The sequence below is a fragment of the Paeniglutamicibacter sp. GQ140 genome (assembly GCF_059759235.1).
This window is the reverse complement of the sequence record NZ_JCAXDW010000011.1, coordinates 104,995-126,442: the sequence shown is the minus strand read 5'-3', so window position 1 is coordinate 126,442 and position 21,448 is coordinate 104,995. Positions and strand designations below refer to the sequence as shown.

Here is a 21,448-nt window from a genome sequence, read left to right as displayed (position 1 = left end):
CTTTCGAAGATGCGTGGTGAATGGATGGGTTGATGGGTCAGAGGACCGAGGCCAGGAAGGCGCGGGTGCGTTCGTGCTGCGGATTGCCGATGACGTCCTGGGCCGGGCCCTGCTCCACGACGTGGCCGTCGTCCATGAACACCACCCGGTCCGCGACGTCCCGGGCGAAGTTCATCTCGTGGGTCACCACGACCATGGTCATGCCGGTGGCCGCCAGGTCCTTCATGACCTTGAGCACCTCGCCGACCAGCTCGGGGTCCAGGGCGGAGGTCGGTTCGTCGAAGAGCATGACCTTCGGCCGCATGCACAGCGCCCGGGCAATCGCCACGCGCTGCTGTTGGCCGCCGGAAAGCTGCCGCGGGTAGGCCTTGGCCTTGTCTGCCAGTCCCACCGATTCGAGCAGGGCAAGGGCCCGCGCCGTAGCGGTCGAGCGCTTCTCCTTCAGCACCAGGCGCGGGGCCTCGATCAGGTTCTCCAGCACGCTCATGTGCGGGAACAGGTTGAAGTGCTGGAACACCATCCCGATCTCCACCCGGCTGCGGCAGATCTTCGCGTGCGGCTGTTCGTGCAGCTTGGTGCCCCTCAGGTCGTAGCCCATGACCGACCCGTCTACCCACATCCGCCCGCCCTCGATCGTTTCCAGGTGGTTGATGCAGCGCAGCAGCGTCGACTTCCCCGACCCGGAGGGCCCGATCAGGCACACCACCTCCCCGCGCTCCACCCGCAGGTCGATGCCCTTGAGCACCTCCAGCCGGCCGTAGTTCTTGCGGATCGCATCGGCCTTGATCATTGGTCCGGGTGCCGTGGCGGTGGCGCCGGTTTCCAGGATGGTCGCACTCATTTCTTGGCTCCCTTGCCGGTCAGCGGGTCGTGGACCCGCACGAAGCGTTTGAGTTGTTGCCACGGGGTCGCCGGCAGGCTGCGCTGCCCGCCCTTGGCATAGTGGCGTTCCAGGTAGTACTGCCCGATGCTCAGGATCGAGGTGACCACGATGTACCAGATGCTGGCGACCATCAGCAGCGGGATGGTCTCGAAATTGCGCGCGTAGATGATCTGCGCGGAGTACAGCAGCTCGGGCACCGAGATGACCGAGACCAGGGCCGTGGTCTTGAGCATCCCGATGGTCTCGTTGCCGGTGGGCGGGATGATCACGCGCATGGCCTGCGGCAGGATGATCCGCCGCATGGTCTGCAGCCGGTTGATGCCCAGCGCCCCGGCCGCCTCGGACTGGCCGTGCTCCACCGACAGGATGCCGGCACGCACGATCTCGGACATGTACGCCGCCTGGTTCAGCCCCAGCCCCAGGATCGCCGCGGTCAGCGGCGTGATGATCCGGTTGGCGTCCAGGTCCACCCCGGGGATGCCAAAGGTGATCGAGGGATAGAGCGCGGCCAGGTTGTACCAAAAGAGCAACTGGACCAGCACCGGGGTGCCGCGGAAGAAGTTCACGTAGGCGAAGGCCGCGGTGCGCACCACCGGGTTCGCCGAGATCCGCATGACGGCCAGCACCACGCCCAGCACGATGCCGATAAGCATGCAGATAGCGGTCAGTTCAAGGGTGATGCCGATGCCGCGCACGATGGAGACGTCGCGGATGTACATCCCCACGGTCTCCCACCCGAAATTCGGGTTGGTGACCACGGAGCGGGCAAGCAGCAATCCCAGGAACACGATCACGGCGGCGGAAATCCAGCGCCCCGGGTGCCGCGCCTTGACGATGCTGTACTCGTCGGTGGCCGGGGAGGTCTTCTTGGGTTCGGTCATGAGTGTCATCGCGTGGTCCCCATCGCTACTTCAGCACGACGTCTGCGGAGGTGATCTCGGTGCTGGCCGGCAGCCCCCACTTGGTGTTGATCTCCTGGTAGGTCGGGGATTCAAGCACCGCGGTCGTGGCGGCCTGGATGGCAGGAAGCAGCCCGCTCTTTTTGCCCAGCGCCGTGCCGGTCAGTTCCGGCTCGTAGTCCGGGCCCTGCGCGACCTCAAACTTCCCGCCGGCCAGCTTGCCCTGGTAGGCCAGCGACACCGAGTCGGCCATGACCCCCTGGACCCGGCCGGAGGTCAGCGCGAGGTTCGCGTCGTTCTGCGTGGGGAAGAACTGCATGTCAATGGCCGGGCTGCCGGCCTCGGTGCATTTCTTGGAGAACGCCGGCAGGATGTCCAGGGACTGGATCGATCCCTTCTGCGCGGCGACCGCCTTGCCGCACAGGGTTGCCGCGTCCACGCTCAGCTTCTCGGGGTTGCCCGGCGCCACGGCCAGCCCGGTGCCGCCCTGCAGGTATGGCACGAAATCCACGGCCTTGCGGCGCTCGGCGGTGACGCTGAAGGTGGACATGCCCAGGTCGTACTTGCCCGAGGCCAGGCCGGGCAGGATGGTGTCGAAGGTTGCCGGGACGTGCTCGACCTTCAGGCCCAGCACCGCGCCGATGGCATCGCCCATGTCGGCGTCCCACCCGATCAGGGTCTTGTTGTCGGTGTCGTAGAACTCGAACGGCGGGTAGGTGGGGTCCGAGGCAATGCGCAGCACCCCCGACTCCCGGATGTCCGCCGGGAGCAGGGCGCGGGCGTCCTCGTTGACGACCAATGCGGTGGTGGCCGCGGATCCGGATGCCGGGGCTTCGGGGCCCTGCGTCGTCTCGGCCTGGGAGACAGTGGTGCAACCGGTGGCGGCAAGGGCAAGGAGCATGCCGCCGACCAGGAAACGGGAGGTGCGGTGCGAGATCATAATCTGTCCTTCTTCGGTGGTGTCCGGGCCGCGAGTGGCACCGGGCTAGGTGGGAGAACGGGAGTGGTTACGATGCGGGGGAATCAAGCAGCGGTGCAATGTGGAGCAGGTGGGTGCCCGGGGCCACCAGCGTGGGTCGGCGCATGATCGCGACCACCCCGTCGACGCGGGCATGGAAGGGGCGCGGCGCGCGGTCCAGTTCGTCGATGAAGTGCACGCGTGCCACCGGCTGCCCGGCGCGCACCGCCTGCCCCAGGTCGACGAGCGGTTCGAAGAGCCCGGCCGCGGTGGAAGTCACCGGGGACTCGGGCACCAGCTCCAGCCACTGCGGATCGGCCGGTTCGACGGCGTCGCCGTCGCCGTCGCCGTCGCCCCGCAGGATCCCCAGGCCGGCCAGCAGTCCCGGCATGCCGCGGCGCATGGCCCCCAGCGCATGCCTGTCCACGGTCCCGGCCCCGGAAAGCTCGGTGGAGATGGTCGGGATCCCGGCCAGGTCCCCGGCGCTGGACAGCGAGCCCGGCTCGAGCATCGGGGCGACCACCATGACGTAGGGCAGCCCCAGCAGCCGGGCCGTGCGCAGCTTTTCGCGCCACAGCCGCTCGTCGGGGCCGCGGTAGATGAAGGCACAGGGCAGGTAGGTCGAATTCGACCCGCCCGAGTGCATGTCGATCACGAAGTCGGCGCGCGGCAGCAGGGCACCGGCGATGAGCGCGGCGACCTGCTCGGTGGGCCCGCCGTCGGCGCGGCCCGGGTAGCTGCGGTTCAGGTTCCCTGCGTCGATCGGCGAAACGCGGGCGGCGGAGCGCACGGCCGGGGAGTTGGCCGCCGGGACGATGATCACGGTGCCGGACAGCCGGGCGGGATCCAGGTCGCGGATCAGCTCGTGGGCCAGGACCTGCCCCTCGTATTCGTCCCCGTGGGTGCCTGCGACCAGCAGGGCGACAGGCCCGGGGCCCGAGGAAATCACGGCCAGGGGCACCGGGATGACCGCCCCGTCGTGCACGTTGTCCGAATGCACCACGTGCCCGTAGCCCAGCTGCCTGCCGGTCGCGGAGAAGTCGATCCCGGTGAAGGCGGCGGCCGGCGCGTGGGCGCGCACGGCCGCGGTCCCGGCGCTCACGGGACCCACCGCAGGGCGGCGGCGCGGCGCGGGGCCAGCATCGTCACCGAGACCCGGGCCCCGGGGGCGGTGAGCGAGAGGCGCAGCGATTCGTCGTCCTCGCCCTCCACGATGAACACGTCCCCGGGGTTCAGCCAGCGTTCCCAGGGCCCGTCGACCGCGGCGACCAGCACCTGGCCGTGCAGCGAGGTCACCACCATCTGGTGCCCGGCGGCGCGCTGCACGACGCCGGTGTGCCCGTCGGCGTAGACGGTGGTCTGCACCCCGATGTAGTCGGGGTCCGCCTCGATGAGCACCTCGGGCCCGGACGCATCCTCGGCCAGCCGGGCGGTCCAGCGCCAGGGGTCCCCGCGTTCGTCGGTGTCCGGGCAGGCAGCCAGGGTGCGTTGCCCGGAACCGGCTTCCCAGTAGTCGTCGAGCGAATCCTTGCGTACCAGCATCCACATGGCGGCTAGGCCCTTGCGCCGGCGACGGGCCGGTCCGCGGCGGCGGCCTGCTCGCGCTTGATCAGCGTGGCCAGGATGCGCCGGGCCTTGGCCACGCCGCCGTCCTGGGCGATGAGCACGTCGAATTCGCCGGGCGGGCGGGATTGCATGCCAAGTTCCTGCGCCTCCAGGGCATCGGCGTCTTCACGCAGCACGGTCTCCAGCCCCACGCGCAGGTCCTCGGTGGCCTGCGCGTCGTCGAGCGCGAAGTTGCGGCTGAACGCGTAGTAGTACCAGGAGTTGTGCTCGTCGATGGGGGTGATGCCGTTGAGCACCTTGATCAGGTAGCCCTCGGCGCGCGGCTTGCCCTCCCCGGTGATCCCGGAGTGCAACACGTGCAGGTTGGGGACGAAGAACTCGGTGCAGTGGAAGCGGTCGAACAACCCGCGGGCGTTCATGGTGTCGGCGTACAGCGGCGGCGCCTCGACCGAGGGCATCAGCCGATCGACGCTGACCACCGATCCCTCGACCTCCACCGTGATGCCGTGTTCGTAGATGTAGTCGTCGCCCACGGTGGTCTTGTGAAGGAACGACTCGTGCGTCAGATCCAGCAGGTTGTCGTGGATCAGCTCTGCCCGGCAGGCGAACGGCACCGAGTGCGTCACGGTGGCCCATCCCGGGTCGTTCATCCAGTGGGTGTCGGGCACGTCCGCGGGGTCGGCCAGGTCCGCGTCCCCCATCCAGGCCCAGATCCAGCCGTCCTTTTCCACCAGCGGGTACTTGCGCACCTTGGCGCGTTCGGGGATGGTGCTCTGCGCGGGAACCTTGGTGCACATGCCGTCTTCCCCGTAGGTGAAGCCGTGGTAGCCGCATTCGATGGAATCCCCGATGGTTCGGCCAGCCGAGAGCGGGAAGGCCCGGTGTGCGCAGCGGTCGGCCAGTGCCACGGGAGTGCCGTTCTGGGTGCGGAAGAGCACCAGGGGTTGCTCGCAGATCACGCGCTTGACCGGTTTCCGGCTGACCTCGCTGCTCCAGGCCGCCACGTACCAGGTGTTCAAGACATACATGTTTTTTCCTTTGTCGGGAGGTGGAACGCTGTGGATTGTATTCACCGTATACAGTGGATACGGAAGGGTCAAGGGTTTTTTGTGACCCGCGCCACCAGTCCCGCGTCGAACGGCGAAAACCGCACGCTAGACTGCTGGGAACCGCGAAGGAAGATACTCAGGGAGACGCATGGCTACGGGAGTCCACGACGCACGGCCGCTGGCGGTGCGGGTCCACGAACAAATCGCGTCCGAGATCGTCAACGGCACGCTGAAGCCGGGAACCGCGCTGGTGCAGGAACAGGTCGCCGCGCAATACGGCGTCTCCCGCACCCCGGTGCGCGATGCGTTGGCCCAGGTCGCCATGGAGGGCCTTGCCACGCTGGTGCCCGGAAGCGGCTATGTGGTCAACGACCTCACCACCCAGGACGTGCGCAACGTCTTCGAGGTTCGCTACCACCTGGAACAGCTCGCCCTGGCCCAGGCCCTGGGCAGGCACACCCCGGCCCAGCTGGTGCGGCTCCGGGCGCTGATCGACGAATTCGAGACGGTGGACCCCACCGACGCCGAGGAGCAATTCAGGCTCGGCAAGGAATTCCACCTCAAGCTCATCGAGCCCTGTCCCAACGAGTACCTGCGCGAGACCCTGGGCGGCATCTGGGCCCATCCGATCCAGCGGCGCATCACCCGTGCCTACCAGCTGGGCCCGGAACACCAGGCAGCCATCGCGAGCGAGCACCGCGAAATCCTCAAGGCCCTGCCAGCCGGCGAGCTCGACACGATCATCCGGGCGCTGGGCCGCTGCCATGACCCGGGCGACATCGACCCGCACAGCCTGCCCGCGCGCGGCTAGCCCGAGGGGTCTGCACAGGGATGAAGCTATCCCTGATGCGCGGAACCGCGAATTCGCAGGATCTCGTCCTGGTACGCAAGATACAGGTTGGCGAGGAGCCCCGGGTCGCTAGGGCTCCCACCCAGAATCTCGCCAACCTTTTTGACTCGGTATCGCACAGTGTTGGGATGAACATAGAGCCAAGCCGCCACTCGGGCGACATCTTGGTCCATGGCCAGGTATCCCTGGATCGTGTCCACCAGGTCTTTCTCATGCCTCAACGGCTGGACGAACCGGGTCAATCTTTTGCGGTCGGCCGGGCTTTTGAGACGCGCCAGGAACCAGCTCGCAGGATCAAGCTCATCCATCCGAACCAGGCTTCCACACGCTCCGACATCGTTGGCGGAACGCCGCCGTGCTACGCCCGCGGCAAGTTCGGCGTCCTGGAATTGCTCGGGAACCTGGGCCAGCGATCCGGAGGGCTCGCTCAGCCCGATCGCCAGCCCTTGGGCGCCGACGGACAGCCATTGCTCACTTACCTTGGACGCGGGAAGCAATGCGTGGAACCCGGGCGGCACGTCGGGGGTCCGTCCGTTCTCGGCAAAGAGCAGGGGCACGCCCATGCGCTCCGCCGAATCGATCAAGGCGTCGACCTTGGACGGCGTCAAAACCTTGTCGCCCAGCGTGGTGGCCACCACCGAGCGGACGGACTCGAAGCCCTTGAACCCAAAAGGTTTCAACAACTCCCAATATCGCAATTCGCGTGAAACATCGATGCCGTCCTGCAAATTGGTGAGCAACTGTGCATTTTCATGCCGCTGACGCGAGGTATCCAAGTGGTTGATGCCCTTGATGGCTCCGAGCATGCGCTGGGTAGTTTCAAGCAGGACATCTCCCAAGTCATCGAGCAGGGTTCCCTGCCGCGTGGCAATCGCCAAGTGGTACCCTCGGCCGCGCAACACCATTGAACGGTACATAACCTCCCAGCGGCCAATGGCAATCCTGTCATAACGCGAGGAGCCGCTGTTTATGGCCGAGAAGATGAGGTTCGTGGGCCCTTCACCCGTTGATTCAACAATGATGCCGGAGTCCTCGTAAAGTACAGCGGTCCCGCGACAAGCGGTACCCAAACGTGTAATCAGTGACTTGATCGGGTCGTCCGACGAGATGCTGTCCAGCAGGTCGTTGGTCAGCCAAAGCATGCGCTTCAGCCCGTAACCGTCCGGCGCGGGCGCACTTCGATTGACATAGTTCTCGATGTGCCGAAAAGGGATTTCCGGGGCAACCGCCACTAGTGGCAACCCAACCTCAACACAGCTTTGGCGCAACGCATCGGGAATCGACTGGAAATACACACCGACACCGAAAAACAGGGCAGCGACCTTGGCGCGACGCAGGGCGTCCACCAGCGCCCTGGCCACGGCTTCCGGCCGCGCCTCATTGAGAAATCTCATGCCCGTGGTCAGCATGACATTCCCCGGTTCGAACCACCGGGCCGGATCGTGTATTTCCGAGCTATGCGCTCCGGTGATCTCCGGATCGAGCGACCCCGGAACCACAAGATCCAGACCTAGGGATTTCTCTTTCAGAACGTCACTCAAGCACAGCACGCAGTTCACCTTCGTCCTTTTCGCCCGCGCTTTCGAGGTCATGGAGCCCACGATTACACCGCGCCACATGTGGATTTGTAGAAATTACAATCATAGGCCAGCGACCTTTGCATTCCGCTAATGACAGAGATCCACGTCACACTGCATGGTTGGGTGAAGCTAAAAACCTCGAATCAACAAGGAGCGCACTATGGCCAATTTACGAGTCGCGGTGGACGTCGGAGGCACATTCACCGACGTCTGCATTTTCGATGAGGAGACCCAGGAAATGCGGGTCACCAAGGTTCCCTCCACTCCACAGGACCCCATGTTGGCCGTGATGGGCGGCGTGGAACGCGCCAAAATCAATCTGGCCGATGTCTCGTTGTTTTCGCACGGAACAACCGTGGCAACAAACGCCCTCATTACCCGCAATTTCCCTTCCGCCGCCATGATCACAACCCGGGGATTCCGAGACGTCATCGAAATCCGTGACGGTACCAAGGACGATCTTTGGGATGCCTACAACGATGTTTCCGGCCCATACATTCGCCGCCGCGACCGCTTCGAAGTCACGGAACGCATCGACTTCTCTGGGAAGGTTGTGACGCCGCTGGATGAGGCAGAAGCACGCCAGCTTGCGGCCTTGCTACGCAAGCGCGGTACCAGCACTATCGCCGTCTGCTTCATCAATTCATATGCGAACCCCGCCAATGAAATCCGGATGCGCGAAATCCTCCAGGAAGAACTTCCCGAGGCCACCGTCTCAGCCTCCGCGGAGATACTGCCCGAGATTTTCGAACACGACCGTTTCAATACGGCGGTCTCCAACGCCGTTCTGGCCCCGCTGGTGACCGGATATGTGGACCGCTTGGCCACAGAACTCAATGACGGCGGCTACACCGGGGACCTGTTGCTCCTTCATTCAGGCGGCGGGTCAATGACCCCGAGAATGGTCAAGAAATACCCGGTGAGGCTGGCTGCCTCCGGCATTGCTGCGGGAGCCATCGCCGCAAAGCACGTGGCCCAGCAATGCGGATTCGAGAACGCCGTTGGACTCGACATGGGTGGCACTTCCACCGATATCTGTCTGGTATCTGGCGGTGAGTTGCGGATCACCAAAGAATGGCAGGTCGAATACGGGCATCCGATTGTCTTCCCCTCCATCGAGGTCCTAACCATTGGGGCCGGTGGCGGTTCCCTTGCCCACATTGATATTGCCGGGTCGCTGCGCAACGGACCGCAGTCGGCGGGGGCAGCACCGGGCCCGGCCTGTTACAACTCCGGCGGCGACCAACCCACCAACTGCGATGCAAATGTTGTGCTGAACCGCTTAGGCACTTCGCTGGCTGGCGGCGCCAAGACCCTGGACCGTGAACTTTCCCGCGAGGCCATCAGCCGCGTCATTGCCGCGCCGCTGGGTATGGGTGAAGCCGAGGCGGCCCATGCCATCCTGCAGGTCGCCAACGCCAACATGGCCGATGCAGTGCGCCTGATCTCGATCCGGCGCGGCTACGACCCACGCGATTTCGCACTCATTGCCTTTGGCGGGGCTGGTGCACTGCATGGTGCCGAGGTGGCCCGCGAACTGAATATCCCTACCGTCGTGGTCCCGGCCAATCCCGGAGTTACCTCCGCGCTGGGTTGTCTGCTGGTTGACATCCGACACGACCTCTCGGCCATGTTTACGGGGCTGGCCTCCGAGACCGACCCTGCGGAGGTCGAAACCCGATTCAAGACATTGGAAAAGGAAGCTTCCTCACGTCTGCGGCACGAGGGAGTGAGCGATGAGAACGCCGTGCTGCAGCGGGAGATCTCCATGCGCTACGCCGGCCAGTGGCGCTCACTATCAGTGTCCATCGGTTCAGGGCGAGGTGCCCTTGAAACAGCCGTAGAAACTTTCCACCAGGAACATGAACGCGAGTTCGCCTTCCGCCAAGACGACCAGCCGGTCGAGATTTACCAGCTACTACTCAGCGCCGTTGGCAAGACCCCAAAACCCGCATTCATTCCTGCCACCGAGCTCAACGCTGATCCGGGTTCCCCCGTTTCGACACGCGAGGTTTACTTTGGCGACACCGGATGGCTGGCAACTCCCGTCTACGATCGTGCCCTACTCCCGCCAGGTGCCACGTTCAGTGGTCCGGCGATCGTAGACCAACTCGATTCCACCACAGTGGTTCCGCCACGCACGACAGCCGAAATCGATGGATGGGGCAATATCCGCATCCACCTTCACGATCTTCCCTCAAGCAAGGAGTCCTAGTCATGACCGATACACTCGTTGCCCCAGTCACCCTGGCAACCCCTCCGACGCATCCATCGCTGGATCCTGTCACCTTTGAGGTGCTGAAGAACGCGTTCGCCACCTCGGTCGACCTAATGAGCGAACAAATCCTGCGCACCTGCTATTCGTTCGTCATTTATTCACGTGATTTCTCCTCGGCCCTGTGCGACGCGTCCGGAAACACGGTGATGCAGGGCTCCGGTGACATTGCAGTGCACGTTGGCACGCTGCATTTCCAGTGCAAAGCAGTGATCGAGGAATTCGGCACCGATATCCACCCCGGCGACGTCTTTGCCATCAACGACCCTTACCGTGGCGGCACCCACTTCAACGATGTTTCGTTCGTTCGCCCCATCTTTGCTGACGGCGAGGTCATTGCTTTTGCCCAGAACAAGGGCCACTGGGCGGACATCGGCGGCAATGTCCCGGGATCCTTCGATGTCAACGCCAAGGAACATTTCGGTGAAGGCTTGCGCATCACCCCGGTGAGAATCTGGTCCAAAGGCGTCTTCCTGCACGACGTCGCTCAACTGCTGGTTTCAAACACCCGCGCGCCGCGCCAGGCGATGGGCGACCTGCATGCCCAGTCCGAGGCCACTGCCGTCTGCGAGCGCGAGGTGCATCGACTGGTCGGCAAGTACTCCAAGGACACTGTCTTGGCGGCCATGCAGGAAACCCAGGACTACGTGGAGCGGACGGTTCTGCGACAACTGGAATCCCTCCCCCAAGGCGAGTGGGAAACCACCGACTACATTGACGTGGATCCGGGTAAAGCCGAGGGACTAGTGCCCATCAAGATCAAACTCAAACTTGATGGGCAAGGCATCCACTACGATCTCTCCGGATCGGCTCCAGCCGTGGCAACGTTCCTCAACTCCGGATACGGGACCACCCATTCAGCAATTTACGCCGGCACAAAGACGTTCTTCCCAGACGTTCCATTGAACTCCGGCTTCTATGCCGCGGTCCAAGCGGAGATCGGCCCGGAGGGTACCGTGGTCAACGCAGGGTGGCCGTTCGCTGTCACCGGGTTCTGCTCCGGTCCGTACGAGAAGATCATGAACGGGATCTTCGAGTTGTGGAGCCAGATCATGCCGGAACGCGCCATGGCGTGCGCGTTCAACCTCGAATACTTGCTGGTTGGCGGCAAGGACGCACGGACCCCGAACAACGAGTACTTTATGTGGTACGACTGGATGGCCGGGGGCTGGGGCGGACGCGCCACCAAGGACGGCTCCAGCGCCACGGCTCCGGTGTTCGGCCCGGGGCTGGCAGTGCAACCGGTCGAGGGCCAGGAACGGCTCTCCCCCGTGCTGACTACCCGACACGAGATTGCCATGGATTCCGCCGGCCCTGGTCGGTACCGTGGCGGTCTGGGGATTGAAAAAGGCGGGATGCTGACCGACGCCTTCGACACCGTCATGAGCTATTGCTGCGACCGTGCCCGCTCCATCACCTGGGGAATCGAGGGCGGACTGCCCTCGATTCCGCACGGAGTCTGGCTGAACAAGGGAACGGCGGAACAACGCTACCTCGGATCGAATTTCTCCTCCGTTCCGGTACAGTCGGGCGATACCTTTACCCGTCCTTCCGCCGGCGGTGGCGGCTTTGGGGACCCGCTGACGCGACCTTCCGCGGAGGTCAGGGAAGATGTCATTGATGGCTACGTCTCGATTGAACGCGCAGCCAAGGACTACGGCGTGGTGATTCGTGAGATCGATGCGGAGCTCGACGAATTCGAGATTGATGAGGTCGCCACGACGACGTTGAGGGAGCAGATCCGTGCCGCGCGACACGGATGGCTCGCCGAGGATCCGCATGCGGTCGCGGAGAACTACCGCAAGGGCACCACCGACATGCTCGATGTTATTCGCCGTCACGGTGTCATTCTGGACTGGGGCACCGGCGAACTGTTTGAAAACACTACGACCGAGTACCGGCAGCTGATGAAGCGCCGCTCGTCAGACCACTGGGTCTGACCGCCCGCCTGCCCACGTGCCAGGGGTGCGGAGCACCTGCCTAGTTCCCGGCCGCTTCGCACCCTCCTGGCATGGCAGTGCCCATAAAGGGCCCACTGATTTCCGGCCGCCGACCCACCTGCGATGTAGCAGGCTGCATCGCGCCCGGGGATATGGAGCGGGAAGCCGATTTTCTACGGAATCCCGTCATGAACACACCGCATTGACATTTTTCACCGGGCATCGACCGATAATCTCTGTCGAATTACGCCCGATTCCTCGTCTTACACATCTGGCACCAGGCGCGCACGGGATCGACCCGGGGCCCTGCCGTGCCCGTTTTCAGGAGAAATCTCGTGTCAACACAATCGACGGCCGAAAATACAGCCACAGATAACAGGAAGATGAGTGCAGGCTCGCTCTCGATGGCTTGGTACGGCCTGGTCTCGGCAATGTTCTTCATCTACATCGGTGCCTCCCTGGCCCAGGCCTATGGCACCATCGACACCCTCATCGGCCTCGCCATCACGATAGTCATCTACGGCGCTATCAACAGGGTCCTCGCCGGATATGCATTGGAACATTCCTTGACTGTTGCCCAGTTCTCCCGCTCCCTGCTCGGCAGCAAGGGAGCACTGCTGGCCACCTTGGTCTTTGCCGCCACCGCCATTTATTACGCAGTCTTCGAGGGCGCAATTCTCGGCTACGCCTTCCAGACGCAATTTGGCGGACCCATCCAGCTTTGGTACGCAGTGGTCGTGCTCTACACGATTCCCCTAATCGCCGGCGGCATCCAACGCTGGCTGGACAAGGTCAATGGCTGGCTGCTCCCCATTTACTGGGGTGGGCTGATCACCGCAGTCATTTGGGCCTCAATAGCCCATCCCGACGGCAGCGGCTGGCTCACCCACGCAACAGGTCCCCTGTCGTTCGTTGCCGGCGGACCCGGCTGGTTGGCCACCTGCGCTGCGTTTATGGGCGTGTGGATCCTCATGATGTACACCATGGACTTCGCCGCGTTGGGGCGCGCAAAGGACGTGAAGTTCCACAAGCGTTACACCTTCGGGTGGCTCTTTTACACCCTGGCCTTTGGCGTCAACTCACTGATCGGCATTTATCTCACCTTCGCAATCCCCGGCGCGGAGGCCACCGAGACCGGTGTTGCAGGTGCCCTGGTCCAGCTCATGGGCCCACTCGGCCTTATGGTGGTCTTCGTGTCCCAGACCCGAATCAACACCGCGAACTACGCGCTGGGCATTGCCAACCTGCGTGAATTCGGCGAACGTGCCCTGCACCTGCGAGCGCCATCGCTGGTTTGGGTCGGGATCGGTGGGCTTATTATCTACCTGTTGATGCTCCTGCCGGTCGTCAAATACCTGTTGTTGGCCCTGGCATGGCAGGGAGCACTCGTCACCGGCTGGGTGGCGATCGCGCTGGTACACATCCACGTCCAGGAGCGGCGCGGCGGCACCGTGCCGCAAGGGTCGCTCCCCGACTCTGCATTCCCTGCACTCAACCGCGCCGGCGTCGCTGCGTGGGTCATTTCGGCCATTGCCGGGATCACGCTTATCCAATCCGGCGTCCCCTGGGCCTCTAACATAGGGTCGCTGGCCACCCCCGTACTGGCCGCATTGATCTATGTGGTGCTGATTCACCGTTCCCAAGCTCCATCAGGGGACACCACGGTGATTCCAGTCAGGCACCAAAGTTCAGCCACATAGCGGCATAGCGAGGCCGGAGCACGGAGCACACTTTGGAACCATGCGCCGGCCCCGCTATGCACCTACACGCGGCTAGCCCCTGGCCCCTGCCGCCCTACGGGCGCCGGCCCGACCCGAGCCAGAGCCATGCGACGTGCAGGGAGGTCCGCGACTCGGCGTCGTCCAGGCTGACCCCGAGCTTGTCCTCGAGCTTCTCGAGCCGGGCATAGAGCGCGGGCCGGCTCAGGAAGCCGGTGCGGGCCAGTGCGGACTTGTTGCCTCCGTGCTTGAGGTAGAGGCCAAGCAGCTCGAGCGCCGGTTCGTCCGGCGGGTCCAGGATGCCGGCCAGCTCGGCCTCGGCAAAGGACCTCAGGCGCGCATCGTCGTGCATCAGCGCGAGCACCCCGCGCAGCCGCACGTCGGCAAAGCGATAGAAGGGCCGGGCACGGGTGTCGAAGGTTGCCACGGTCTCGGCCACCTGGGCCGCCTCCTCCAGGCCGTGGGCGGCGTCCTTCACGCCCCTTCGTCCGCGCCCCACGCCCACGGACCAGTCGACTGCTTCCTGCACCCCCGCCAGTTGCCGGCAGATCCGCTCCAGCAGCGGTTCCTCCAGCTGCTTGGCACCCACGCCCAGCACCATGCCGATCTGGCCGCTTTGCAGGCTGGCGGCCAGCGCCGTGGCCCTGGCCGAATCCACCACGGCGTTGAGCGCATCCAGCAACGCGCGCTCGCGCAGCTGCACCCCCGTCGGTGTTTGCCCGGCGCGGACATCCAGCCGGAACACCACCGGGACGTAGTGCGGGGAGTCGGCCAGCCCCAGCGCACCGGCGCGGATCAACACCTCGGCCTCCCCCAGGGCATGTTGCTGGCGCAGTTCATGCAGCAGCCCCGCCCGGGCCTGGTGCAGCAATTCCTTTTGGTCGCGCCCGGCCAGGCGCGCGATCGACAGCGTCTGCCCGGCACGTTCCAGCACCATGGCCGCGTCCGAGTCGGAGCCCGGTTCGCCGGGGACCACGAGCCGGCCCCAGCGTTGGCCCTGGATGCCGACGGGCGTCTGCAGCCAGCTCTCCTCCCCCGCCCCGCGCCCCGTGCTTTCCAGGTACCCGACCCTGCGCGACCTCTCCGGCCAGTGCGCGAGCAGCCCCGGGTCGGGGTCCGCGCCGGCGGCAAAGCCCAGGACCAGGTGGGCCACGTCCTCCAGCACCACCGGCGCCCCGATGAGTTCGGCGGCACGCGCCACGATCCCCTCCTCGGTGGCGTTCTGCAGGCTCAGTGCGGTGAAGACCTCGTGGATCATCCGGGAGCGTTCCAGCGCGGCAAGCTGGTCCGAAACCAGCATCCGGTGCACCACCTCGGTGATCTCGACAAAGCGCACCCGCCGGTGCAGCAGGATGACAGGGAAGTCATTCTCCCCCGCCACCCGGCGCAGCGCGGCGATCGAGGCATCGTGATCCCTGCCGGCCCCGGCAACCAATTCGACGATGAGGCCGGCGGCCCGGCCCGCCCGCACCTGGGCCAGGAATCCGGCGACCCCTGCCCCGGCCTCCCCGAAGGCCATCCCGGTGGTCAACACCAGTTCCCCTCCGGAGAGCAGTTCTGACGGCTCGGGGGTTTCGGCCACATGCACCCAGCGCACGGGGTTGCCCAGCAGGTCCGAACCCGCCAGGACCTCGGGTTCCCCGGCGGAAACCGCAGGCAATTCAAGGACGCGGGCGATGCTCAGGGTCCCGGCAACGGGCGGCTTCTGGTGGCTGGCGACGGCACTCATGGACAAAGTGTATTGCTTTTACGCAAAGAGTTGACAGGTTGCCGGTGTCGCAGGTGTGTCCGGGACGACACAATGGATTCAACGCCGGATTGTCACCGCCTTGAAAGGAACCCGCGCACCATGCAGACGCTCTCCCACTGGATCGATGGAACCACCCTCGAAGTCCCCGCCGATTCCCGCTTTGCCGACATCACCAACCCGGCCACCGGCAAGGTCTCCTCGCGCGTGGCCCTGGCTTCAGCTGCCACCACCGGCGAGGCCATTGCCGCCGCGCATGCTGCGTTCCCCGCCTGGCGCGACACCTCGCTGACCCGCCGCGCGCAGATCCTGTTCAACTACCGCGAGCTGCTGAACAAGCGCAAGGCCGAGCTGGCCGCGATCATCACCGCCGAGCACGGCAAGGTGCTTGACGACGCCATGGGCGAGATCTCCCGCGGCCAGGAGGTCGTCGAGTACGCCTGCGGCATCCCGCACCTGGTCAAGGGCGGCTACACGGAGAACGCCTCCACCAAGATCGACGTCCACTCGATCCGCCAGCCCCTGGGCGTCTCGGCCATCATCTCCCCCTTCAACTTCCCGGCCATGGTCCCGATGTGGTTCTTCCCCATCGCCATCGCCGCCGGCAACACCGTGGTGCTCAAGCCCAGCGAGAAGGACCCGACCGCCGCCCAGTGGATGGCCGAGCTCTGGAAGGAAGCCGGGCTTCCGGACGGCGTGTTCAACGTGGTCCACGGCGACAAGGAATCGGTTGACACCCTGCTGACCGACCCGCGCGTCTCCTCCGTCTCCTTCGTGGGCTCGACCCCGATCGCCCAGTACGTCTACGCCACGGGCACCGCGCACGGCAAGCGCGTCCAGGCCCTGGGCGGGGCCAAGAACCACATGCTGGTTCTCCCGGATGCGGACCTTGACCTTGCGGCCGACGCCGCGGTCAACGCGGGTTTCGGCGCGGCCGGCGAGCGCTGCATGGCCATTTCGGCCATCGTCGCCATCGACTCGATTGCCGATGAACTGGTCGCCAAGATCGCCGAGCGCACCGCAACGCTGCGGGTGGGCGACGGGACCCGCGGCTGCGACATGGGACCGCTGGTCACCGCGGCACACCGCGACAAGGTCGCAGGCTACATCGACGCAGGCGAGGCCGCCGGCGCCACCATGGTGCTGGACGGGCGCAAGGTCAACCCTGACGCCGAGGGCGAGGGCTTCTTCCTGAACCCGACCCTCTTCGACAACGTCACCACCGACATGTCGATCTACACCGACGAGATCTTCGGCCCGGTGCTCTCCGTTCTCCGCGTGGATTCCTTCGACGAGGGCATCGAGACCATCAACGCCAACCCGTTCGGCAACGGCACCGCGATCTTCACGAACGACGGCGGGGCGGCCCGCCGCTTCGAGAACGAGATCCAGGTCGGCATGGTGGGAATCAATGTGCCCATCCCGGTACCGATGGCCTACTACTCCTTCGGCGGCTGGAAGAACTCGCTCTTCGGGGACACCCACGCCTACGGCGCGGAGGGCATCCAGTTCTTCACCCGCGGCAAGGTCGTCACCTCGCGCTGGCTGGACCCCAGCCACGGCGGCCTGAACCTCGGCTTCCCGCAGAACGCCTAGGCTCGACGTACCGCCAGAAAGGGCAAACACACCATGAGCATCGATGTGAACACCGAAACCATCGCCGCCGAGCAGATCGCCGTGGGCGCGCGCGCCCACGAGCTGGACCGCGCGCACGTCTTCCACTCCTGGCAGGCGCAGGGCCAGTTCGACCCGATGACCATCCTGAAGACCGAGGGTTCCTGGGTCTGGGACGGGGCGGGCAACAAGCTGCTCGACTTCTCCTCGCAGCTGGTCAACACCAACATCGGCCACCAGCACCCGAAGGTCGTTGCGGCGATCCAGGAGCAGGCGGCGCAGATCTGCACCGTCGCCCCGCAGTACGTCAACGACGCACGCTCGGAAGCCGCACGCCTGATCGCCGAGCTGACCCCCGGGGACCTGAACCGCATCTTCTTCACCAACGGCGGCGCAGACGCCAACGAGCACGCGATCCGCATGGCCCGCCTGCACACCGGCAAGCACAAGGTCCTGGCCGCGTACCGCAGTTACCACGGCGGCACGCACCTGGCGGTGAACGTCACCGGCGACCCGCGCCGCGTGGCCTCCGACAATGCCACCGACGGGGTCGTTCACTTCTTCCCGGCCTACCCGTACCGCTCCTACTTCAACTCCACCACGGACGCAGAAGAGACGCAGCGCGCACTGCGCCACCTGGAAGACACCATCATCCTGGAGGGCCCGAGCACCATCGGCGCCCTGGTCCTGGAATCGATCCCGGGCAGCTGCGGCATCTACGTGCCGCCGGCGGGCTACATGGAGGGCGTGCGCGAGCTGACCCGCAAGTACGGCATCGTCTTCATCGCCGACGAGGTCATGGCCGGCTTCGGCCGCGCCGGCAAGTGGTTCGCCGTGAACCACTGGAACGTGACCCCGGACCTGCTCACCTTCGCCAAGGGCGTGAACTCCGGTTACGTCCCGCTCGGCGGCGTGGCCATCTCGGATGCCATCTTCGAGACCTTCCGCGACCGTGTCTACCCGGGCGGCCTGACCTACTCCGGCCACCCGCTGGCCTCCGCCGCGGCGATCGCCACGATCAACGCCATGAAGGAAGAGGGGATGGTGGAGAACGCCGCCCGCCTCGGCGAGGACATCATCGGCCCGGCCCTGGACGAGCTCAAGGCCAGGCACCCATCCGTGGGCGATGTCCGCGGAACCGGCTGCTTCTGGGCCGTCGAGCTGGTCACCAACCGCGAGACCCGCGAGCCCATGGCACCCTACGGCGGCTCCTCGCCGGCCATGGCCGCGGTGACAGGTGCGTTGAAGAAGGCCGGCATGCTGCCGTTCGTGAACTTCAACCGCGTCCACGTGGTCCCGCCGCTGAACATCAGCGACGAGGACCTGCGCGCAGGTCTGGCCATGCTTGATACGGCCCTGTCGGTGGCCGACGGGTTCGTGGACGCCTAACCGGCTTCGCACCGACCATATTGGCCGTGCCCCGCGGGAACAATCCCGCGGGGCACGGCCAACGGCGGTTAACCGGCCGGTGCTGCTACCGGGCCTTCTGGGTCACGAGCACCTGCCAGAGTTGCCGTTCCTCGGCCCCGACCTCGATTTCCACCCGGTGGCGGCTGGTGCTCGTGAATGAAGTCCGGTTGACCTGGTTGACCTGGAAATCCTCGCAACGCGCGTCGAATCCGGTGCCGTCGCTGAACGCGATGCCGAAGGGACCGAACCCGTCACAGGTCCAGGAAACGAAGGTCTCGCCCTTCTCCAGGGTGTAGCCGCCTCCCGCGGACCCGTGATAGCCGGAGAGGTAGAACACCGCCGTTTCGCCGTCCTCGGGCACCAGCTTCGATATTTCCGGTGGTGTGGCCGGGCGCACGGTGTTCGGGGACCGCACCGTTGGCTCGATGCCGCCCGAGGGGCCCGGAACCTCGTCCGTCAGCATCATGCACCCGGACAACAGTGCAACAAGACCCCACGACCCGAACCATCTCCATGTTGTTTGGCGCCCCATGTCCTTCATGCCGCTCCGCCCCGGCCTTCTTCGCCGCCGATGCGCTTCGACGGCCCCTCGGGGATCGCTCCCCCCTGGGCACGAGCCTAGGGCAATTCCCAGCGGAGCGAAACCACCCGGCGAGGTCACCGAGACGGCTCCGAAAGCGGTACCTTCGTCCCGGATATTGCCGGCCGCCCTCCACCCGCGGGCCTAGCCGGACACCGGAAACGTGCGCCCTTCCTCCGATGTGCGCCGTGCGGTCCGCTTAATATGCTGAAGGCATGACACAGACAGCCCTCCCCCGGACATCGACGACGCCGCGCCCCAAGGCCCCGATGCTGGTCTCGGCCGCCGTCCTGGCCGCCCTGGCCCTGACCGGCTGCGGTGCGCTGGGCATCGAATCCACCTATGACAAGAGCGCCAGCCACGATTTCGCCACAGGAGCCGAAGGCAAGGAAAAGAACGTGCTTCCGGCCTGGGTCCCGGACTCGGCCACGAACGTCAAGGAGGTCGTGCGGACCACGGGGAACGAACGCATCCTGCGCATGGACCACGCCGGGGAGCTGCCCAGGGGTTGTGTTGCCGTCGCGCACACCGGCAAGCCAACCGTGGCGGAGCTGGCCGAGGGGCTGGAATCGGAGGACCCCGCCCCCATGCAGGAGATCGCCGAGCGGGTGGATTCCCAATACCAGACGCCCCTACTGGCCGCCGATTGGTGGCCCACCGGGCAGGAAAACCTGACCACCCACCTATGCGGGAAATGGTGGGTGGCCAGGGGCGCCGGCAGCCTCACGGGCTACGCCCCGGAGCTCAAGGGCATTGCCGAGAACATTCTCGCGGAGCAGGCCAGGGCGCAGCGCGCCAAGGTCGACTAGCCCCCGGCTAACGTTGCCTCGGTCGTGGAGGTGCGCGCAAAAAGGGGTCGGGGCGTGGTGCTCCCGCCTGGCTGGAGCACCACATCCCGACCCCTGCAGTGGTCCGACGCTAGCCGTTGATGACCTGCGGCTGGCCCAGGGCCTTGAGCCCGTCGACGCCGAACTCGACCCCGTAGCCCGAGGACTTGGCACCGCCGAACGGAATCCGCGGATCCACGCCACCGTGGCTGTTGATCCACACCGTGCCGGCCTGCAGGCGTGCGGCAACCTCGCGCGCCGCGTCGCGGTCGGCGGACCACACCGAGGCACCCAGCCCGACGTCCAGGGAGTTGGCCAGCTGGACCGCCTGCTCGATCGAGTCGACCTTGACAATCGGCAGCACCGGGCCGAACTGCTCCTGGAGAACCAGCGCGTTGTCGGCGGCGATGTCGGCGATCAGCGTGCTCGGGTAGAAGTATCCCGGCTGGTCCGCCTGCGGGTTCGCCCCGATCAGCACGCGGGCGCCGGAGTCGGTGGCCTGGCGCACCAGCGAATCGACGATGTCGTACTGGGCCTTGTTCTGCAGCGGGCCAAGCACGTTGGCCTCATCCAGGCCCACGCCCATCGGCATGTTCCTGGCGACCTCGGTCAGCGCCGCGCAGACCTCCTCGTAGATGTCCGCATGCACGTAGAGGCGCTTGAGCGCGGCACAGGTCTGGCCGGTGTTGATGAACGCCCCCCAGAACAGGGACTCGGCGATGGCTTTCGGGTCCGCGTCCGGCAGCACGATGCCCGCGTCGTTGCCGCCCAGTTCCAGGGTCAGTCGCTTCACGGTGTCCGCGGAGGAGCGGATGATGGCCTTGCCGGTGGCCGTGGATCCGGTGAACATGACCTTGTCGATGTCCTTATGGGTGCTCAGCAGCTGCCCCACGTCGCGGCCGCCGGCGACCACGTGCAGCACGCCGGCCGGGAGCACCTGGTTGATCACGTGGCCCAGGGCCAGCACGCTCAACGGGGTGTACTCGCTCGGCTTCATCACCACGGTGTTGCCCATGCGCAGGGCAGGGGCCAGCTGCCAGACCGAGATCATCATCGGCCAGTTCCACGGGCCGATGGCACCGACGACGCCGAACGGGCGGTAGTGCATCTCCGCGTAGGTCGTTCCGTCGTCCACGAGCACCTCGGCCTCGAGGTCGAAGGCGGCCGCGGCGCGCAGCCAGGCCACGGCGCCCCCGACCTCGAAGCGGGCGTTCGGGCCGTTCAGCGGCTTGCCCTGCTCGCGCGAGAGCAGGTGGGCCAGCGCCTCGGCGTTTGCCTCGATGGCATCCGCCGCCCGGTTCATCAGGGCGCGGCGTGCCTCGTGGCCCAGTCCGTCCCACCCCGGCTGTGCCGCGTGGGCGGAGGCGATGGCGGTCTCGAGGTCTGCGACCTCGTGCTCGGGTGCGCGGCCCACCAGCTCGCCGGTGGCAGGGTCGAGGATTTCGCGTCCCCCGGTGGCCGGCTGGATCGCGGCAAGCAGCTCGTCCGCGGTGGCGTAGGTGGCGACGGTGTTGGTTTCGGTGCTCATGGATCGTTCCCTTTTCTTGTCTCT

Annotated in this window: 17 protein-coding genes; 7 read left to right on the top strand and 10 right to left on the bottom strand. The window is 65.7% G+C overall.

Features of this window, described 5'->3' with window-relative positions:
• Positions 1–37 precede the first annotated feature (37 nt).
• The 6 genes from AC6CHY_RS15305 to AC6CHY_RS15280 all read right to left on the bottom strand — a co-directional run bounded on the left by AC6CHY_RS15305 (position 38) and on the right by AC6CHY_RS15280 (position 5,334).
• On the bottom strand, positions 38–841 hold the full coding sequence (locus AC6CHY_RS15305) for an amino acid ABC transporter ATP-binding protein (RefSeq protein ID WP_269468896.1): 804 nt from the start codon (positions 839–841) through the stop codon (positions 38–40).
• Positions 838–1,773 carry an amino acid ABC transporter permease gene (locus AC6CHY_RS15300; protein WP_217390068.1) on the bottom strand — a complete coding sequence of 312 codons (936 nt, stop codon included), beginning with the start codon at positions 1,771–1,773 and terminating at the stop codon, positions 838–840. The genes AC6CHY_RS15305 and AC6CHY_RS15300 overlap by 4 nt, the downstream gene beginning before the upstream one ends.
• Before the next feature lie 16 nt (positions 1,774–1,789).
• Positions 1,790–2,722: an ABC transporter substrate-binding protein gene (locus AC6CHY_RS15295; RefSeq protein ID WP_498227262.1), complete on the bottom strand. Its 933-nt coding sequence runs from the start codon at positions 2,720–2,722 to the stop codon at positions 1,790–1,792.
• A 67-nt stretch (positions 2,723–2,789) separates the two neighbouring features.
• Positions 2,790–3,842: a M14 family metallopeptidase gene (locus AC6CHY_RS15290; protein ID WP_498227261.1), complete on the bottom strand. Its 1,053-nt coding sequence runs from the start codon at positions 3,840–3,842 to the stop codon at positions 2,790–2,792.
• Positions 3,839–4,288, bottom strand: coding sequence for a hypothetical protein (locus AC6CHY_RS15285; RefSeq protein ID WP_498227260.1), 450 nt, complete (start codon positions 4,286–4,288; stop codon positions 3,839–3,841). Before AC6CHY_RS15285 ends, AC6CHY_RS15290 begins: the two co-directional genes overlap by 4 nt.
• 5 nt (positions 4,289–4,293) lie before the next feature.
• Positions 4,294–5,334, bottom strand: a complete 1,041-nt coding sequence (locus AC6CHY_RS15280) for a Rieske 2Fe-2S domain-containing protein (RefSeq protein ID WP_498227259.1) — start codon at positions 5,332–5,334, stop codon at positions 4,294–4,296.
• Positions 5,335–5,503: 169 nt separating this feature from the next.
• Between AC6CHY_RS15280 and AC6CHY_RS15275 the strand changes: the two genes are divergently transcribed.
• Complete coding sequence (locus tag AC6CHY_RS15275) at positions 5,504–6,166, top strand: GntR family transcriptional regulator (protein WP_498227258.1); 663 nt, start codon at positions 5,504–5,506, stop codon at positions 6,164–6,166.
• A gap of 26 nt (positions 6,167–6,192) precedes the next feature.
• Here the strand turns inward: AC6CHY_RS15275 and AC6CHY_RS15270 are convergent, their stop codons facing one another.
• On the bottom strand, positions 6,193–7,797 hold the full coding sequence (locus AC6CHY_RS15270) for a PucR family transcriptional regulator (protein ID WP_498227257.1): 1,605 nt from the start codon (positions 7,795–7,797) through the stop codon (positions 6,193–6,195).
• Positions 7,798–7,945: 148 nt separating this feature from the next.
• Here AC6CHY_RS15270 and AC6CHY_RS15265 point away from each other — a divergent pair, with 148 nt between their 5' ends.
• The 3 genes from AC6CHY_RS15265 (at position 7,946) to AC6CHY_RS15255 (ending at position 13,700) form a co-directional block, all read left to right on the top strand.
• A complete protein-coding gene (locus tag AC6CHY_RS15265; RefSeq protein WP_498227256.1) occupies positions 7,946–10,000 on the top strand; it encodes a hydantoinase/oxoprolinase family protein in 2,055 nt (684 codons plus the stop codon).
• A 2-nt stretch (positions 10,001–10,002) separates the two neighbouring features.
• Entirely contained in the window at positions 10,003–12,000 is a 1,998-nt protein-coding gene (locus AC6CHY_RS15260) for a hydantoinase B/oxoprolinase family protein (RefSeq protein WP_498227282.1), read from the top strand.
• 383 nt (positions 12,001–12,383) lie between these two features.
• The gene (locus tag AC6CHY_RS15255) at positions 12,384–13,700 is read left to right on the top strand and encodes a purine-cytosine permease family protein (protein ID WP_498227255.1); all 1,317 of its coding nucleotides are present in this window, start codon (positions 12,384–12,386) and stop codon (positions 13,698–13,700) included.
• A gap of 94 nt (positions 13,701–13,794) precedes the next feature.
• On the opposite strand, the gene AC6CHY_RS15250 is transcribed toward AC6CHY_RS15255, so the two are convergent.
• Positions 13,795–15,447 (bottom strand): PucR family transcriptional regulator, encoded by a 1,653-nt coding sequence (locus tag AC6CHY_RS15250; RefSeq protein WP_498227254.1) that lies wholly within the window; start codon positions 15,445–15,447, stop codon positions 13,795–13,797.
• Between the two features lie 120 nt (positions 15,448–15,567).
• On the opposite strand from AC6CHY_RS15250, the gene AC6CHY_RS15245 reads away from it, so the two are divergent.
• Both AC6CHY_RS15245 and AC6CHY_RS15240 read left to right on the top strand, forming a co-directional pair.
• Positions 15,568–17,061: a CoA-acylating methylmalonate-semialdehyde dehydrogenase gene (locus AC6CHY_RS15245; RefSeq protein WP_498227253.1), complete on the top strand. Its 1,494-nt coding sequence runs from the start codon at positions 15,568–15,570 to the stop codon at positions 17,059–17,061.
• Between the two features lie 33 nt (positions 17,062–17,094).
• The gene (locus AC6CHY_RS15240) at positions 17,095–18,468 is read left to right on the top strand and encodes an aspartate aminotransferase family protein (protein ID WP_498227252.1); all 1,374 of its coding nucleotides are present in this window, start codon (positions 17,095–17,097) and stop codon (positions 18,466–18,468) included.
• Between the two features lie 85 nt (positions 18,469–18,553).
• Here the strand turns inward: AC6CHY_RS15240 and AC6CHY_RS15235 are convergent, their stop codons facing one another.
• Positions 18,554–18,955 carry a hypothetical protein gene (locus tag AC6CHY_RS15235; RefSeq protein ID WP_498227251.1) on the bottom strand — a complete coding sequence of 134 codons (402 nt, stop codon included), beginning with the start codon at positions 18,953–18,955 and terminating at the stop codon, positions 18,554–18,556.
• A 329-nt stretch (positions 18,956–19,284) separates the two neighbouring features.
• Between AC6CHY_RS15235 and AC6CHY_RS15230 the strand changes: the two genes are divergently transcribed.
• The gene (locus AC6CHY_RS15230; RefSeq protein ID WP_498227250.1) at positions 19,285–19,878 is read left to right on the top strand and encodes a hypothetical protein; all 594 of its coding nucleotides are present in this window, start codon (positions 19,285–19,287) and stop codon (positions 19,876–19,878) included.
• Positions 19,879–19,987: 109 nt separating this feature from the next.
• On the opposite strand, the gene AC6CHY_RS15225 is transcribed toward AC6CHY_RS15230, so the two are convergent.
• A complete protein-coding gene (locus tag AC6CHY_RS15225) occupies positions 19,988–21,424 on the bottom strand; it encodes an aldehyde dehydrogenase family protein (RefSeq protein ID WP_498227249.1) in 1,437 nt (478 codons plus the stop codon).
• Between the last annotated feature and the right edge of the window lie 24 nt (positions 21,425–21,448).

What these genes read in the sequence shown, in the direction of transcription:
- AC6CHY_RS15305 (WP_269468896.1), bottom strand. Translation starts at nt 841, where the DNA reads ATGAGTGCGACCATCCTGGAAACCGGCGCCACCGCCACGGCACCCGGA.
- AC6CHY_RS15300 (WP_217390068.1), bottom strand. Translation starts at nt 1,773, where the DNA reads ATGACACTCATGACCGAACCCAAGAAGACCTCCCCGGCCACCGACGAG.
- AC6CHY_RS15295 (WP_498227262.1), bottom strand. Translation starts at nt 2,722, where the DNA reads ATGATCTCGCACCGCACCTCCCGTTTCCTGGTCGGCGGCATGCTCCTT.
- AC6CHY_RS15285 (WP_498227260.1), bottom strand. Translation starts at nt 4,288, where the DNA reads ATGTGGATGCTGGTACGCAAGGATTCGCTCGACGACTACTGGGAAGCC.
- AC6CHY_RS15280 (WP_498227259.1), bottom strand. Translation starts at nt 5,334, where the DNA reads ATGTATGTCTTGAACACCTGGTACGTGGCGGCCTGGAGCAGCGAGGTC.
- AC6CHY_RS15275 (WP_498227258.1), top strand. Translation starts at nt 5,504, where the DNA reads ATGGCTACGGGAGTCCACGACGCACGGCCGCTGGCGGTGCGGGTCCAC.
- AC6CHY_RS15270 (WP_498227257.1), bottom strand. Translation starts at nt 7,797, where the DNA reads ATGACCTCGAAAGCGCGGGCGAAAAGGACGAAGGTGAACTGCGTGCTG.
- AC6CHY_RS15265 (WP_498227256.1), top strand. Translation starts at nt 7,946, where the DNA reads ATGGCCAATTTACGAGTCGCGGTGGACGTCGGAGGCACATTCACCGAC.
- AC6CHY_RS15260 (WP_498227282.1), top strand. Translation starts at nt 10,003, where the DNA reads ATGACCGATACACTCGTTGCCCCAGTCACCCTGGCAACCCCTCCGACG.
- AC6CHY_RS15255 (WP_498227255.1), top strand. Translation starts at nt 12,384, where the DNA reads ATGAGTGCAGGCTCGCTCTCGATGGCTTGGTACGGCCTGGTCTCGGCA.
- AC6CHY_RS15250 (WP_498227254.1), bottom strand. Translation starts at nt 15,447, where the DNA reads ATGAGTGCCGTCGCCAGCCACCAGAAGCCGCCCGTTGCCGGGACCCTG.
- AC6CHY_RS15245 (WP_498227253.1), top strand. Translation starts at nt 15,568, where the DNA reads ATGCAGACGCTCTCCCACTGGATCGATGGAACCACCCTCGAAGTCCCC.
- AC6CHY_RS15240 (WP_498227252.1), top strand. Translation starts at nt 17,095, where the DNA reads ATGAGCATCGATGTGAACACCGAAACCATCGCCGCCGAGCAGATCGCC.
- AC6CHY_RS15235 (WP_498227251.1), bottom strand. Translation starts at nt 18,955, where the DNA reads ATGATGCTGACGGACGAGGTTCCGGGCCCCTCGGGCGGCATCGAGCCA.
- AC6CHY_RS15230 (WP_498227250.1), top strand. Translation starts at nt 19,285, where the DNA reads ATGACACAGACAGCCCTCCCCCGGACATCGACGACGCCGCGCCCCAAG.
- AC6CHY_RS15225 (WP_498227249.1), bottom strand. Translation starts at nt 21,424, where the DNA reads ATGAGCACCGAAACCAACACCGTCGCCACCTACGCCACCGCGGACGAG.